This is a genomic window from Mesorhizobium sp. BR1-1-13, from assembly GCF_020165515.1.
Taxonomy (GTDB): domain Bacteria; phylum Pseudomonadota; class Alphaproteobacteria; order Rhizobiales; family Rhizobiaceae; genus Mesorhizobium.
The window spans coordinates 38,280-52,541 of sequence record NZ_JAIUIH010000002.1; the positions used below are offsets into that span (position 1 = coordinate 38,280).

Annotated in this window: 15 protein-coding genes; 3 read left to right on the top strand and 12 right to left on the bottom strand. The window is 64.0% G+C overall.

From position 1 onward, the window contains the following. Positions 1–26 precede the first annotated feature (26 nt). From ccmE to LB533_RS04685, 7 genes are all read right to left on the bottom strand, one after another. Positions 27–470: a cytochrome c maturation protein CcmE gene (gene ccmE / locus LB533_RS04655; protein ID WP_140494692.1), complete on the bottom strand. Its 444-nt coding sequence runs from the start codon at positions 468–470 to the stop codon at positions 27–29. 13 nt (positions 471–483) lie between these two features. Beyond that, the gene (ccmI, locus tag LB533_RS04660; RefSeq protein WP_140638775.1) at positions 484–1,638 is read right to left on the bottom strand and encodes a c-type cytochrome biogenesis protein CcmI; all 1,155 of its coding nucleotides are present in this window, start codon (positions 1,636–1,638) and stop codon (positions 484–486) included. 127 nt (positions 1,639–1,765) lie between these two features. Then, positions 1,766–2,203, bottom strand: a complete 438-nt coding sequence (locus LB533_RS04665) for a hypothetical protein (protein WP_140638774.1) — start codon at positions 2,201–2,203, stop codon at positions 1,766–1,768. Between the two features lie 187 nt (positions 2,204–2,390). After that, positions 2,391–3,779 carry an ATP-binding protein gene (locus LB533_RS04670; protein ID WP_281407115.1) on the bottom strand — a complete coding sequence of 463 codons (1,389 nt, stop codon included), beginning with the start codon at positions 3,777–3,779 and terminating at the stop codon, positions 2,391–2,393. 28 nt (positions 3,780–3,807) lie between these two features. Beyond that, entirely contained in the window at positions 3,808–4,473 is a 666-nt protein-coding gene (locus LB533_RS04675) for a response regulator transcription factor (RefSeq protein WP_140638772.1), read from the bottom strand. A 71-nt stretch (positions 4,474–4,544) separates the two neighbouring features. After that, complete coding sequence (locus LB533_RS04680; protein WP_140638771.1) at positions 4,545–4,835, bottom strand: hypothetical protein; 291 nt, start codon at positions 4,833–4,835, stop codon at positions 4,545–4,547. 174 nt (positions 4,836–5,009) lie between these two features. Next, complete coding sequence (locus tag LB533_RS04685) at positions 5,010–5,417, bottom strand: DUF3168 domain-containing protein (RefSeq protein ID WP_140553928.1); 408 nt, start codon at positions 5,415–5,417, stop codon at positions 5,010–5,012. Positions 5,418–5,678: 261 nt separating this feature from the next. On the opposite strand from LB533_RS04685, the gene LB533_RS04690 reads away from it, so the two are divergent. Further along, positions 5,679–6,467 carry a 2-keto-4-pentenoate hydratase gene (locus LB533_RS04690; protein ID WP_140638770.1) on the top strand — a complete coding sequence of 263 codons (789 nt, stop codon included), beginning with the start codon at positions 5,679–5,681 and terminating at the stop codon, positions 6,465–6,467. 45 nt (positions 6,468–6,512) lie between these two features. Here LB533_RS04690 and LB533_RS04695 read toward each other — a convergent pair whose 3' ends face one another. The 5 genes from LB533_RS04695 to LB533_RS04715 form a co-directional block, all read right to left on the bottom strand. After that, the gene (locus LB533_RS04695; RefSeq protein WP_140638769.1) at positions 6,513–7,319 is read right to left on the bottom strand and encodes an ABC transporter permease; all 807 of its coding nucleotides are present in this window, start codon (positions 7,317–7,319) and stop codon (positions 6,513–6,515) included. Positions 7,320–7,322: 3 nt separating this feature from the next. After that, positions 7,323–8,156 carry an ABC transporter permease gene (locus tag LB533_RS04700; protein WP_140638768.1) on the bottom strand — a complete coding sequence of 278 codons (834 nt, stop codon included), beginning with the start codon at positions 8,154–8,156 and terminating at the stop codon, positions 7,323–7,325. A 16-nt stretch (positions 8,157–8,172) separates the two neighbouring features. Then, positions 8,173–9,285 (bottom strand): ABC transporter substrate-binding protein, encoded by a 1,113-nt coding sequence (locus LB533_RS04705; RefSeq protein ID WP_224676778.1) that lies wholly within the window; start codon positions 9,283–9,285, stop codon positions 8,173–8,175. Positions 9,286–9,354: 69 nt separating this feature from the next. Then, positions 9,355–10,449, bottom strand: a complete 1,095-nt coding sequence (locus LB533_RS04710; protein ID WP_140638766.1) for an ABC transporter ATP-binding protein — start codon at positions 10,447–10,449, stop codon at positions 9,355–9,357. 158 nt (positions 10,450–10,607) lie between these two features. Next, on the bottom strand, positions 10,608–11,504 hold the full coding sequence (locus tag LB533_RS04715) for a LysR substrate-binding domain-containing protein (protein WP_140553936.1): 897 nt from the start codon (positions 11,502–11,504) through the stop codon (positions 10,608–10,610). A 75-nt stretch (positions 11,505–11,579) separates the two neighbouring features. Here LB533_RS04715 and LB533_RS04720 point away from each other — a divergent pair, with 75 nt between their 5' ends. Together LB533_RS04720 and LB533_RS04725 are read left to right on the top strand one after the other, a co-directional pair. Next, positions 11,580–13,169 carry an amidohydrolase gene (locus tag LB533_RS04720; protein ID WP_140638765.1) on the top strand — a complete coding sequence of 530 codons (1,590 nt, stop codon included), beginning with the start codon at positions 11,580–11,582 and terminating at the stop codon, positions 13,167–13,169. A gap of 28 nt (positions 13,170–13,197) precedes the next feature. Continuing rightward, positions 13,198–14,130 carry a dimethylarginine dimethylaminohydrolase family protein gene (locus tag LB533_RS04725; RefSeq protein ID WP_140638764.1) on the top strand — a complete coding sequence of 311 codons (933 nt, stop codon included), beginning with the start codon at positions 13,198–13,200 and terminating at the stop codon, positions 14,128–14,130. The last annotated feature ends 132 nt before the right edge of the window (positions 14,131–14,262 follow it).

The window sequence follows — 14,262 nt, forward strand, 5'->3', positions numbered from 1 at the left end:
CGCCAACCCGGCTATATCGAGCCTGCCTATTCACTCTTGCTCTCCTGCCAAACGCCCTTGGCCTTCAGCCCATCGGCCACTTCCTTGGGCATGTAGCGCTCGTCGTGCTTGGCCAGAACGCTGTCGGCCACAAAGACGCCATCAGGGCCGAACGTGCCCTCGGTGATGACCCCCTGCTCCTCGCGAAATAGGTCAGGCAGGATGCCTGTATAGGTGACCTTGACCGATTTATGGGTGTCGGTCACCGAAAACGCCACTGTCGCCCCCTGCCCGCGCTGGATCGTGCCTTTTTCCACCAGGCCGCCCAGCCTGATGCGCTGGCCCGGCTGCACCGTCGCCGTGGCCAGATCGGCGGGCATGTAGAAATAGGACGCCTTCTGGCCGAGCGCATAGAATGTCAGACCGGTGGCGGCGCCGAGGAAGGCCAGGCCGCCCGCGATCACCGACAATCGTTTCTGTTTGCGTGTCATTGTCCGGTCAGCCCTATTGCGTCGCCGTCAGGCCGAGCGAAGCGGCAAAAGCGGTGAATTTCCTGGCTTCGTCACTGTCGGCTCCAAAGACGGCAATAGCGCGGCTCAGCGCCTCGCGCGCCTGGTCGGCCTTGCCCAGCACGATGTAGGAACGAACGAGCCGCATCCATCCGTCCGGGTCGCGCGGATTCTGCCGCAGCTTCTCGTCGAGCCCGGCGACCATGGTGTTGATCATGGCTTCCCTGTCCTGCGGCGACATCGATGAAGCGGCATCGATATCGCCCGCGGTCGGTCCGTTTGCCGGCTCGCTCGAAGCGACGCGTGCATTGCCGGCGCCGGAACCACCGGACTTGGCCAGCGCCTGCTCGATCGCGCCGCGCCATGGCGAATCCTTCGGCAGCGTGCCCAGCATCGCCTGCCAGGCCGCGGCCGCCTCCTTGCTGCGGCCCTCCTGTGCCAAGGCCATAGCCAGGTAGAAGCCGGCCTTGGCATTGGCCGGGTCAAGTTTCAGGGCCGCCTCGAAGGCCTCCTGGGCATCCGCCGAAACGATGCCGCCGGCCTCGCTGGCGATCGCCTCGCCGAGACCGGCCCGGCGAACAGCGCTGTCGCCGTCGAGGCGAATGGCGTTGCGATAGGCGGCGACCGCGTCGGAAAAGCGCTGCATGCGTAGATAAACCGGCGCCAACACGTCCCATCCCCTGCCGTCGGACGGATTGGCGGCAAGGTGGGCTTCGGCGCGAGCCACAAGTTCGTCGACCGAGCTGTCGGCCGGACTCTTGGCCAGGCGCTCGCTGAGCGGCTGCGAGGGCAGATCGGGCGAGCCGATATTGATGTACAAGCCCCAACTGACCAACGGCACCGCCAGCACGGCCGCGGTGGCGACAAGCCGCGTCGCGACGGATGTGCGTCCGACGGATGCGCTGCCGGCCTGGTCCGCATTGTCGAGGCGAAGGATGCGCCGGGCGATCTCGGCGCGCGCCTCATCGGCTTCGGCAGGCTTGATCAGGCCACGCGCGGCATCGCGGTCGAGTTCGGACAGTTGATCGCGATAAACTTCCAGATCGTGCTCGCCGTTCGAAGACGCGCTTCTGGCGCCACCGGCCAGCGGCAGCAGCACCGCCAGGCTAGCGCCCAGCGTTAGGATTGCGGCTATGACCCAGAACAGCATGGTTCTTCCAATAACGGCAGAGCCTTGCCCTGCCAACACAAGCATACTGCGACGCTTTGACGGCGGGCGCGCTGCATATCCTTCATCGACATCAACCGGCCGGGTCCGAAATGGACCGGCTAGGCCGTCAGGTGAGCGGCGTCCAACTGCCATCGGCGTTGCGGCAAGCCGTTCCACGCGCCGTGACGCCTGCCCCGCCGGTAAAGACGGTCTGCGTGTACTGGCGGCAGTCTTGTGAGCCGACGCGGTAGGGCTGAGCCGGAACCACTTCGCCATAGCGGGACGCCTGGGTGCCCTTCCACGTCACCTTCTGGCCGCTCGTGGTGTATTCGAGCGCCTTGTATTCCGCCTCGAGCGCGCTGCGCTTCTCGGCGTCGCTAAGCCCGCTGCCGATCGACCCGCCAATGAGGCCGCCGCCCATCGCCGAAATGATCGTCGTGGCGACTTTGCCGCTGCTGGGTGGCGTGGAGGCCGGCGTCGCAGCGATGGTGGGAGCCTTGCCGCCCAAGGTGGTGCAGCCGGAAACGGCCATTAATGCGGAAACAAGTGCGACGCGAATCTTCATGCCAACAACCGGTTTTCTTGAGCTGGAGCCTGTCATGGATGAGCCGGGGGCCGCGTCATCGGAGAAGTCCGCGGGCCTATAATGTTGATATTTGTCGGAAATTTGGCCGTTGGGCCCGCTACGGAGCCGATCGGTGCGCCGCCGTGACATGTTCCGTCCGTCAATGTCGATCGGGCCGGGAAAGGCATCACTGAAGGCTCCGCAATCGCACTACCGCCTTCAATCCGCCCATGCCGGATCGTTCGAGCAGCAGTACGCCTCCATACTCGTTGACGAGGTCGGCGACAATGGCCAAGCCGAGACCCGTGCCCGGCTTGGTCTCGTCCAGGCGTCGTCCGCGTTTCAACGCTTCGCGCGCTTTTTCCTCGGGTATGCCCGGCCCGTCGTCTTCGATGGCGATCTCGAATATGTTGTCGTCCTTGTCACCCACGGGAACGACGGAGACCGAAACCGCGCTCTTCGCCCATTTCATCGCGTTTTCGAGCAGATTGCCGAGCAACTCCTCGAGGTCCTCGCGCTCGCCGGCAAAGACGATCTCGATCGGCGGCAGCGACAACGACAAGCTGGTCTGCGGATTGAGCTTCTGCAAAACCCTGACCATGCGCTGCACCAACGGCGCTATCGGCGTGCGGTAGACGACGCTGTCGCGCTGCGCCGCGACGCGGGCGCGCTGGAGATAGTGATCGACCTGCTTCTGCATGGAAGCGGCCTGTTCGGCGATCAGTTGCCCCTTGGCGCCGCCAAGCGCCCGCCCCTCGTTGAGCAGCACCGCCAGCGGCGTCTTCAGGGAATGGGCGAGATTGCCCACCTGAGTCCGCGAGCGCTCGACGATACGCCGGTTGTTCTCGATCAAGGCATTGGTTTCGTTGGCAAGCGGTTCAATCTCGGCTGGAAACTGGCCGTCAAGCCTTTGCGCGGTGCCTTCGCGCACCATGGCGAGCGCGTTCCTGACCCTTCGCAGCGGTTGCAGGCCGAGCAGGATGGCGATGGCGTTGATGGCGATCATGCCGACGCCGAACAGGGAAAGGTAGGTCAGGAGGCGGCGCTGGAAGGTGGCGATCTCCTGTTCCAGTTCGGTCTTGTTGCCCATGACGCGAAAGCGGGCGGCGCGATTCTTGGCATCGAGAACGAATTCGCTCTCGAACACGACCAACTCCTCGCCATCGATGCCTTGCGCCGCGTAGCTGCGCTGGAAATTGGCGTTGAAGGGAACGTCCGCCACGTCGGGCGACGGGATCGTCCTGGTCATCGATGATGAGTGGAGATTGCCGTGCACGCCTTCCGAGGCGGGTTCGACGGACCAGTACCAGCCCGAATTCGGTTCCGAGAAGCGAAGATCGCCGAGATCCGGAGCGCCGGTGAGCGCGCCGGTATCGGAAATGCCGATGGAGCCGATCAGGTTGAACAGATGCGCAGAAAGCAGGCTGTCGAAACCGCGCTCGCTGGCTTGTCGGTAGAGCGTGGTAATGAGGGTGAAAATGACGATGAGGGTCAGGATCGCCCAGACCGTGGAAAAGGCGATGACGCGGAACGTCAGCGAGCGCGGCCACAAGCGCAGCGAGAGCCGCTTACTCACGGTTGGGTTGGTAGGGAGCGGTTCCGCCTTACGCCTCCGGCTCACGCATGCGATAACCCATGCCGCGCACGGTTTCGATCATGTCGATGCCCATTTTCTTACGGAGCCGTCCGACAAACACCTCGATCGTGTTGGAATCGCGGTCGAAATCCTGGTCGTAGAGATGCTCCACCAGTTCGGTCCGCGAGACGACCTCGCCCATGTGATGCATCAGGTAGGCAAGCAGGCGGAACTCATGCGATGTCAGCTTCAACGGCACGCTGGCGACATCGGCCTTCGAGGCCTTGGTGTCGAGGCGCAGCGGCCCGCAGGTCAGTTCGGACGAGGCGTGGCCGGCGGCGCGGCGGATCAGCGCCCTGACCCGCGCCAGGACCTCCTCGATGTGGAACGGCTTGGTGACATAGTCGTCCGCGCCGGCGTCGATGCCGGAGACCTTGTCGCTCCAGCGGTCGCGAGCGGTCAGGATCAGCACCGGCATCTTGCGGCCGCCGCGCCGCCAGCGCTCGACCACGCTGATGCCGTCCATCTGCGGCAGGCCGATGTCGAGCACGACCGCGTCATAGGGCTCGGTGTCGCCGAGGAAATGGCCCTCCTCGCCGTCATAGGCCCGATCGACGACATAGCCGGCGTCGACCAGCGCATCCGATATCTGCCGGTTGAGATCCTTGTCATCCTCGACGACCAGTACGCGCATGCGGGGACCACTGCCTGTTGACCGATGGCTTCCAGCTATAGGCCGATTCCGCCGGTCTGGGAAACGATGGGTCAGTTCTGCGGGACGACAATCTCGGAGCGGCGCGGACGCTGCCCATCCTTGCCGGGGACAAGCACGACGATGACGCAGACCGGCTGCCCACCTCGCGTCGACTGCGAAGCCTTGGCAAGGGTCCCGCCATTCTGCTCGGCCACCTGCTGGCCGATCGCGTAGCAGTCGGCCGCCGCCACGACGATCGGTTCATCCTGCGCGGCTGCCGGCGCTGCGCTTGCCGGCGCCGCAATCAGCCCGGCGCAGAGCGCCAGGGTCGCGGTTCGGAAATGGGAGCGAAGCGTTCTCATGGCCAGCGTTGTAACGCATCGGCGCTGAACGTGAAATGAACGGTGATCGCCGCTGAAACCATGCTCGCCACACCCCTGCAACGCGAGACAAACAATTGAGATTTCATCGCCCAACTCGATGAAACCCATGAAGTTCCAGTCTAGACTCCGTTTCGTTCATATTGAAAGCGCGCGTCAGGCGTTTTCCTGGGTCAGCGCCCGAAAACGCAGCAGGCCGTGATGGACAAGCAGTTCCTCGTCGTAGCGTGCCTCGCTGAATTCCAGCGACAGGCGTGTCTGGCCGCGAGCGCCGACCTCCAGCACCGCATCGGCAAGGCGGGCCTCGATGGCATCCATGATGGCGCGCGTTTCGGCGTCGCCATGGGCTTTGGACCAAACATGCAGCGTAATTAGTTGATCGTCGCTGTTCTCGGCGCCAGTGTCCCAGTCAAAGGCGCAGGTCTGGCCGCATGTCACATAGGGAAAGGCGGCGTTGTCGGTTGGTTGTTGCCGCAACCCGGCACCGCCCAGCAGTGCCGACAGGGACGGATCGCTTTTCAGCCTCAGAAACAGTCCCTGCTGCAAATCGCCGGGCGCCGTCATCGTTTTTCTCCCTCGCCCGTTGCGCTACCGACCCTTGCATGCCAGAAGCTCTTCCGCGTTCTAGACGCTTTGCCATATATAGCGATTTACCGTACGGACACGATTGCCGATTCGTCGTCACGATGATGAATGTCGATGATTTCGAAAATACGACTTCCTGACAATCTCGTCAGCGACGACGCATAGCGGATACCCATTGCGCACCGCAAGCATCAGCAACGCCCGGCAGCGGCCCATTTTCCTAGATTTCAGGAGCTGATCATGCTCGATCCAGAAAAGGCCAGGGCCGCGTCGCGCCTCCTGGTAGGCCATTGGGACCAGGGCACTCGTCTCGACGCCATACCCGAGGAATTGCGGCCGAAGACGCGGGCCGAAGGCTACGCCATCCAGTCGCATGTGATGGATCGCTCAGTGGGTCCGCTCTTCGGCTGGAAGATCGCGGCAACCAGCCTGGCCGGCCAGCGGCATATCAATGTCGATGGCCCGATGGCCGGGCGCCTCCTCGCCGAGAAGGCAGTCGAGGTCGGTGGCTCCGTTTCCCTGGCGACTAGCAAGATGCGTGTCGCCGAGATCGAATTCGCCTTCCGGTTCGGCCGTCAGTTGCCGCCTCGCCCCGCGCCTTACGAAATCGCTGATGTGATGGACGCCGTGGCGAGTTTGCATCCGGCGATCGAAATACCGGACTCCCGCTATGAGGATTTCTGCGCTGTCGGCGCGCCGCAGCTTATCGCCGACAATGCCTGTGCCAATCTGTTCGTCATCGGCGGGGCGGTGGAAGATGATTGGCGCGACGTAGATCTCGCGAAGCACCCGGTGGCCGCTTCTGTCCCTGGAAAGTCGCAGCATATCGGATCAGGAGCAGCCGTGTTGGGCGATCCGCGTATTGCGCTGACATGGATCGTCAACGAATTGTCGGGGCTGGGTATAGCGCTCCAGCCGGGGCAAGTGGTGATTACAGGCACTTGCGTGACGCCGATCAGCGTAGAGGCTGGCGACGAAGTCATCGGCGATCTTGGCAGGTTCGGACGGGTCTCGGTGTGCTTCTGCTAGCAGTTTTACCTCGGTGATAATCCCCTGAGGCAGACAGGCCACCGATCATTGTCCTCCGCGCAGCCGCACTACGACGCTGCGCACTGCAAGCACCAGCACGGTGATGACGATCAGAATCACCGAGAGAGCCGCGATCGCCGGGTCGATATTGTCGCGTAGGCCCATCCACATCAGCCTGGGCAGCGTGATGGCGTTGACCGAGGTGATGAACAGCGTCACGCCGATCTCCTCCCAGGAGAGAACGAAGGACAGCAGTGCCGCGGTGACGATGCCGAATTTGATGTTGGGCATGATGACGCGCGTGGCGCGCTCCCACACGCTGGCGCCAAGGCCACGCGCGGCGAGGTCGATACGACGGTCGAGCTGGCTGAGGGAGACCAGGATCAGCACCGTGGCGAAGGGCACCGTCATCACCGAATGCGCCATGGCCACACCCAGCCAGGTGTCGTAGCCGAAAAAGGAACTGACGCCGGAGATCGAGGTGAGCAGGAAATAGAGCGTCACCGCCGAGACCACCGGCGGCACCACCATCGGCAACAGCACGAAGCCGACCAGAGCCGCGGTGAAGCGCGGCTGGAACATCCACACACCAAGGCTGAAGCACAGTGCCAGCACCGTCGAGATGACACTGCTGACGATGCCGATCCTGATCGAAAGCAGGATGGACTGGAGCCAGCGCGGATCCTCGACCAGCGAGCGGTAGTGGCGCAGCGACAACTCGCCCGTCGGCATCGCCAGCATGCGGCTCGGCGTCAGCGAGACCGGGATCACGGCCAGCAGCGGCAGAAGCAGGAACAGCGCCACCAGGACGGCGAGGGCCAGCGAAACGGGACCGGGGCGATAGGTCGGCATAGGCTACACCAATTGCTTCGGTCTGACGTAGCGGAAAAGCAGCGCCATCAGAACGCCGACGAACAGCACCAGCACCACGCTGATCGCAGCACCCAGCCCCCAGTCCGGGCTCTGGAAGATGCGGAGATAGATCAATTCGGCGATCATGACGCTGCGGCCGCCGCCAAGGATCGCAGGCGTGACGAAGAAGCCGAGGGAGAAGACGAAGACGATCAGCGCGGAGCCGATGATGCCGGAGCGGGTCATCGGCACGAACACCGTCCAGAAGGTGCGCATGCGGCTGGAGCCCAGCCCGCGCGCGGCCAGCAGCACACGCTCATCAAGGCTGCGCATGGAAGACGCCAGCGGAAAAACAGCGAAAGGAATGAGAAAGTGCGTCATGCCGACGATGACGCCGAATTCGTTGCGCACCAGCGTCAGCGGTTCGCTAATGAAACCGATCGACTGCAGCCAGGTGTTGATCAGGCCGCGGTTGGAGAGAAGCGCCACCCAGCCGAAGGCGCGCGTCAGCACTGATATCCAGAACGGCACCAGGATGCAGAATTCGGCCAGCACCCGCTGCGCCGGACTGCCGCGCACCCAGACGACGGTGATGGCATAGGCAGCGGCAACCGACACAACGGTGACGATCGCCGCGATGCGCAGCGTGCGGACGAACACCGACTGCACCAGCGGGTCGGTCATCAGCGCGCCGTACTGGCCAAGCCCGGGCGTCGGCAGCGTGAAGCTCCACTTCACCACGCCGAGGAAAGGCCAGGCATAGGCGAGGCCAAGGAACAGGAGCAGCGGCGCCATCAATAGCGCCGCGCCCATCCTGTCGGAGAGAACGCCTCTCATATCAGCCCCGCGCCGGTCAGGCGGAGATGATCTTGGTGTACTCGTCCAGCGCCGCGCCGTAATTCTTGGCGTACCAATCCATGTCGAGCGGGATCTGCTTCTTCATATTCTCGGGATCGACCGGATTGATGCGCTTCTTATCGGCCGGGACCAGCGCATCGGCGGCGGGGTTGGCCGGACCCTGGCCGAGCTTGTCGAACATGACGAGCTGCTTTTGCGGGTCCTGCGCGCTGGCGATGAACTTCATCGCCGCGTCCTTGCCGCCGGGGTTGTTCTTCAGCACGGCCAATGCGCCGGGCGAGATCAGGCCCTGGTCCCAGATGAATTTGATCTGACCTCCCGAATCCTGCTCGATCAGCGAGGCGCGCGTCGACCAGACGATGGCCATCGAGGCTTCTCCGTTGAGCAACACGCTCTGGCTTTCCGCGCCGCCGCCCCAATAGGCGACGACGTTCTCCTTGAACGCGGCGATCTTGTCATGCGCGCGCTTGAGGTCGAGCGGATAGAGCGAGGCCGGCGCGATGCCGTCGGCGAGAAGAGCCGCCTCCCAGCTCGACACGCCCCATTTGTAGAGGGAGCGCTTGCCGGGGAATTTCTTCACGTCGAAGAAATCGGCCATGCCGGTCGGGGCATTGCTGCCGTATTTCTGCGAATCGTAGGCGATCACATAGGAGAAGAAATAGGTCGAGGCGGCGTAATCCCAGCCGAAGCCCGGCCGCATCTTCTTCTTGTCGACTATTGTGTAGTCGATCGGCTCGAGCATGCCTTGCGCGCCAAGCGTGATGGCCGAGAACGGGTCGACGTCGACAAGATCCCAGGTCGGCGCACCGCTTTTGAATTGTGCCGCGATGGCCCCTTCGGTCGGGCCGGAGCCATCCATCTTCACGGTGATGCCGGTGTCCTTGGTGAAAGCCTGGCCATAAGCCGCGTCATAGGCCGTGATGGCGTCGCCGCCCCAGTTGACCAGCACCAGTTCCTTCGCCGCGGCGAAGGAACTGGTCGAACGCAGCAGCAGCGGCGTGCCGGCAAGCACGAGGGCTGCAAGTTGCGTGAATTGCCGGCGCGAGATCTCGCCGCGCCTTGTCCTTTCGGAGAGCGTTTCGAGGGCCTGTTTCTTGGTATCGTTCATGTTAGTTCCCCTTTGTTTTCGTTGATCAAATCCGGAATCCGGTGCGGCGAATTCAGGCCGCGCCGGTGCTCATAGTCCTCCGTCCGGAAGGAGGAAGCCCTTTTCCGCCGGCCAGGTCAGCCAGACGGAATTGCCCTTGCTGAGTGCCGCGGCCGCGACCTCGTTCGGCACCGAGACGGTCACTTTCGCACCTTGGCGTGTCGTAAGGTCGAGTTTGGTCGCCGCGCCCAGATAGGTCGACCCGATCGCGGTGGCGGCAATGCCGTTCTCGTCTGCCGCCGCCTCGCGCGCTATCGACATATGTTCTGGCCGGATCGCCAGGATGGCGTCGCCGTCCACCGCTTCGGCGTTGCCGCGCAGCTTGATTGCCCGGTCTTCGCAGAGCGCGGTCGCGCCATGATCGGCGGCGCGCACGCCCTTCAGCGGCAGCATGTTGATCTCGCCCAGGAACTCGGCGACGAAGCGGTTGGCCGGGCGGTCATAGACCTCGTCAGGCGCTCCGACCTGCAACAATTTGCCATGGTTGAAGATGGCGACGCGCGACGAGAGCGCCAGTGCCTCGCTCTGGTCGTGGGTGACGAAGACGAAGGTGGTGCCGGTCTCCTGGTGCAGGCGCTTCATCTCGGCCTGCATCTGGCCGCGCAGGCTCTTGTCCAGCGCCGAGAACGGCTCGTCGAGCAAAAGCACGCCCGGCTCGAACACCAGCGCGCGGGCCAGCGCCACGCGTTGTTGCTGGCCGCCGGAGAGCTGCGCCGGCAGCTTCTTCTCGTGGCCGAGCAAACCGACGCGCTCGATCATCTCGCCGACGCTACGCTTGATCTCGGCGGCCGATTTCTTGCGCACCTTGAGGGGAAAGGCGATGTTTTGCTCGACGCTCATATGCGGGAAGAGCGCATAGCCCTGGAACACCATGCCGGCAGCGCGCTGCTCGGCCGGCCGGTCGGTAATGTCGACGCCGTCGCTGAACAGGCGGCCCTCGCTGGGCTGCAGGAAGCCGGCCAGGATCATCAGGAAGGTGGTCTTGCCGGAGCCGGAGGGGCCGAGCAGCGTCAAAAACTCGCCGCGACCGATATTGAGCGTCAGATTGTCCAGCGCACGGAACGAGCCGAAGCTCTTGCCGATCCCGTTCGCCTTGATCTCTGCGGCCCGGCCGGGTTGCTGCATCCTGCCTCTTCCTTGGTGGCTGGGGAAATCGTAGGCAGCGCGAAGGCTCACCGCAACCGAATAGTTTTCGCCTGATCGGCAAATTTGATTCATCTATGGCGAATGCCGGCAACGCTGGAGCCGCGAAATTCACCTCTCCTGGGGGAGATCAGTTGATCTCAATATGTCCGCAGCCTGTTCTCCGATAGCTTCGATCTCAACCATCCCCCAAACGCCTCCAGCACAGGGTGACCCGCCTTGGCGTGCTCGGAAACCAGGAAATAGGAACGCGGCGACGGGATCGAGGTCTCGAACGGCTTGACCAGCCGGCCCTCACTTAGCGCCCGGCGGCTGGTCAGCTCGTCCCCCATGGCGATGCCCTGGCCGGCGATCGCCGCCGAGAAAACGAGGTTCATGTCGGAAAAGAAAATGCCGCCCTCGGTGTCGGGGTTCTCGACCTTGGCCAGCGCCAGCCAGCGCGCCCAGTCCTCCGTATCGCCAAGATGCAGCAGGTTGGCGCGCAGGACGTCGGCCGGCTTGGAAAAGCCGCCCACTTTGTTGAGCAGCGTCGGGCTGCAGAGCGGCGTGAACGAGATCTCGCACAGCAGTTCCACCACGCGGTTCGGCCAGTTGCCGACGCCAAAGGCGATGAAGGCGTCGGCGTCCGGATTGCTGACGTCGTCGAGCCGCCGGGGCGTCAGTATGCTCAGCGCCACATCCGGATACATCTGCCGGAACTCGCCGATATGGGTGCACAAGAACAGCGAGGCGAAGCCTGGCGTGCACGAGACGGCGAAGGAGCCGCCGACGCCGGTGCCGGCGTTTTGCGCCACCGCGTCGCCGAGCACGGTCAGCGCCTTGCGCACGTCCGCGGCATAGCGCTGGCCGCGTGGCGTCAGCGCCACGCCCTTGCCGATGCGCTCCAGCAGATCGAAGCCGAGGTCGCGTTCGAGCAAGCGCAATTGATGGCTGACCGCACTGCGGGTGAGGTGGAGTTCGTCGGCGGCGCGCCAGACGCTGCCATGACGGGCGAAACTGTCGAGGGCGCGCAGCGCCTGCGTCGATGGAATTCTCAAGAGGTGAACCGAATTTGCACGAACCGGGAAAACATATCACTTTTTGGCAAGCCGCTTCACTGCTTTCTTTGGCGTATGGAGAAACCGGTAACAACATCGGCGCAAGAAACCGCTCTTGCCTGCCTCGACGGCATCCAGCCGCTGCTGTCGGCCTGGACGCGCACCATCTTCGAGTTCGGCGAGACCGCCTGGCGTGAGTACCAGTCGGCCGCCTGGTATGTCGATCGGCTGAAGCGCGAGGGGTTTGCGGTCGAGGAAGGCTCCGCGGGCATGCCGACGGCCTTCTGCGCCCACTGGACCAATGGAGACGGTCCGACCATCGGCATGTATGCCGAATATGACGCCGTGCCCGGCAACTGCCAGGACGCCGCCACGGTGAAGCGGCCCCGCCCAGGGCTCGGCTCCGAAGCCGGCGGCCATACCGATCCACATTCGGGCCTGGGCATGGCCAGCCTGGGCGGTCTGCTCGCCACCAAGGCCGCCATGCAGCGCCACGGCATTGCCGGCACGCTGCGCTTTACCGGCGAGCCGGCGGAGAAGGTGCGCGGCTCGAAACCGATCCATGCAGCCAAAGGTTACTATGACGGCCTTGCCGGCATGATTTCCTTCCATCCCTTTTACATGCTGCCGCTCTGCAACACGGCGCGCTGGGATACCCATTGCGGCGCGGCCTACGCGATGATCTATCGCTTCATCTGCGATGAGCCCGAGAACTGGGCACGCGCCGCGGGCGACGGCGCCCCGATCCCGCAGGCACATTCGGCGGTTCGCGCGCCCGGCGCCAACGACGCGCTGATGACGATGTACATGGCCTGCAAGGCGCTGCGCGATTCCATGCTGCCGCACCAGGGCGGCTGGTCGATCAGCGAGGCGATCCTGACGGCGGGCCAGGCCACCGCCGACAATCTGCCGGCGGGCCTTGCCGAGATCCAGTACATGATCCGTGTTCCGACCATCGCCATGGCCGAGCAGGTCACCGCCGTGCTCGACCGAAACGCCTCGGCCGCCGCCGCGATCAGCGGCTGCCGGTACGAACGGCACTGGGTTTCGAAGTCGCGGCCGGGGCTGGCCAATCATGCGATGGCCGGGATCGCCTATGAGGCGTTGGCGAGCGTCGGCCCACCCCGCTGGAATGAGGCGGCGAAGAAGATAGCCCGCGAGATCCAGGCCAATGCCGGTGGGGTGGCGAGCGAAAACCCGTTCATCGACGAGCTGGAACGGTTGATTGCGCCGCAGGAGGCAGAGGCGATCCTGCGCCGCGACCTGCCGCCGTCGCAGGCGAACTCGACCTCGGACGACTACACCGACATGAGCTGGCACGCGCCGACGGCGCGTTTCTATGTCGCCCGCCCTGCCCTGCGTTCGGCAAACGGCCATGTTTTTCCAGCTTGGGCGATGAACGCGCTGGGTGGCATCCCCGCGACCATCGACCCGATGGTCATCTGCGCGGCGAAGACCGTCGCGCTATCCGCCCTTCGCCTGCTGGAAGACAAGTGCGCGCGCGACATGGCGATGGACGAATTCGTCACCCGAACCGGCGGCGGCATTGGCGGTTCGACCTGGGTCGCGCCGCTCTGCGACTACGATCCGCCCATCAACTTCCGCTGGCCGGAATATGTCACCACGCCGCGCGGCCGCGACTGGTGGATACCAAGCAAGCAATGACCGCAAACGCCCATACGAGGAGAACCGCATGACCGTTCATGACCGCATCATCGCCGAGCCGTTTTCGCTGCAGCGCCGCAACCCGGCCGGCGGCACCAAGCCGCTGACATCGTGGGGTTTCGCCAACGAGACCGACGTCTTGACCGACGTGCTGCTCGGCTCGCCCAATTTCCTGCGCCATCTCTCGACCAGCTCGCTGTCGCGGAAACACCTGCGCGAGGCACCCTGCAACGTGCAGATCGCGCAGGCGCAACACAAGGATCTTGTCGCGGCCTATGAGCATTTCGGCGTCAACATCCACTGGCACGAGCCTACGCCGGAGCTGCCGATGCAGGTCTACTCCCGCGATTCCAGCGTAATGACGCCCTACGGCGCCATCATCACCGCAATGGCCAATTGGTGGCGGCGCGGCGAGAATTACGCTGCCATCCGCACCTATGAGAAACTCGGCATTCCGATCTACGACATGGTCACCGCAGGCACCTTCGAGGGCGGCGATTTCAACGTCATCGAGAACGGCGTGGTGTTGATCGGCTGCGGCGGCGCCCGCACGCAGGAAGAAGGCGCCCGGCAGGTGCAGGCCTGGTTCGAAAAAGAAGGTTGGGAAACACGCATCGCCTTCATCGACGAGTATTATGTCCATATCGACCTGATGGTGGTGCCGATCGCAGAAAAGCTCACCGCCGTCTGCCTCGCCTGCACCGAGCCGGGGATCGTCGACTGGCTGAAGGGCAAAGGGCACGAGATCATCGACGTGCCGTTCCAGGACACGATGGCGCTCGGCTGCAACTTCATGTCGCTGGGCAAGGACAGGGTGATCGCGCCGACATCCAGCCAGACGCTGATCGGTCAACTCAAGGCGCGCGGCTTCGAAGTGGCGGCCGTCGACATGAGCGAGATCTCCAAGACCGGCGGCGGCATCCACTGCATGGCGCAGGCGCTGAAGCGCGAGGCGGCCTGAGCCCGGAACCGCAACTCCCATCTTCGCCCGCCTGATCAGCGTCAGGCGGGTGAATGGCGGTTTGTGACCGCCCCCATCAACAAACCCTGCAGGTGTGTCCTCGCCACCCTTGTGGGCGTCCGCAAATGGATG